Source organism: Dubosiella newyorkensis, assembly GCF_001945605.1.
GTDB classification, from domain to species: domain Bacteria; phylum Bacillota_I; class Bacilli_A; order Erysipelotrichales; family Erysipelotrichaceae; genus Dubosiella; species Dubosiella newyorkensis.
This window is the reverse complement of record NZ_MPKA01000112.1, coordinates 1-779: the sequence shown is the minus strand read 5'-3', so window position 1 is coordinate 779 and position 779 is coordinate 1. Positions and strand designations below refer to the sequence as shown.

General features: G+C 46.1%; 1 protein-coding gene. It reads right to left on the bottom strand.

Annotated features, from left to right (window positions below; all coding sequences use genetic code 11):
• Window positions 1-779 (bottom strand): Mu transposase domain-containing protein (locus tag BO225_RS10700; RefSeq protein ID WP_143356826.1); only part of this gene is annotated, 779 nt, incomplete at both ends.

Genomic DNA, 779 nt, shown 5'->3' with positions numbered 1-779 from the left:
GTCTTTCAAAGCGTAGACGGTCAGCGCCGTGTAGTGCTCTTCCTGATAATTCCATTTTTTGTCCGCAATGGCATGAACGGCCGCAAGTTCTGTGTTATCATACAAATACAGATATCCTTCATAGGCCTGAAGATCCAGCTTTTTTCCAAGGTGGCGCGGATCGACGGAGTATTTGTTCCCTTTGTAGCTGATCATGCTCTGGGGATCGACTTTTACAGAAAGTGTAGGGATTCTGTATAGATTTCTTACTTGAGCATCCGGAAGAGCCTGTAAGAAATCTTTTTCTTTTTCCATATGCAGAATGGGGATCTTTCCGGTCGTGGTATGGACAGAGGCATTCAGCCTTTCGTTGATTTCTTTCAATATCAGACACAATCCGTAAAGATCGAGCTTTCCGTTGTAGGCAAACAATTCATCCAGCGCCTTCATCGGATTTTCCACCTTTCCCTTGCTCCATGGATGCCCCGCTGTGCAGGGCTTCGTTTCGAATCCGTAGTCTTTGGCGAACTGCTCGAATCTGGCATTGACTTTTCCTTTCGAACGCGCTGTTCTGGGTTCATCCATAACGGTTTTCATATTGTCGGTCTTCAGCGCTTTCGGCACGCCTCCGGCCGTTTCGAATGCCTGATCGAGAAGATGGAGAAGAACATCTCTTTTCCGGCTCAAGGAAAGATAGAAGACCTTGAAACGGGAATACGAGTAGACCAGGGAAAAGACATTGATATGGATCGTTTCTCCGTTTTTGAGCTTGAAGTTCATATCCTCTTTCCAATCAAGCT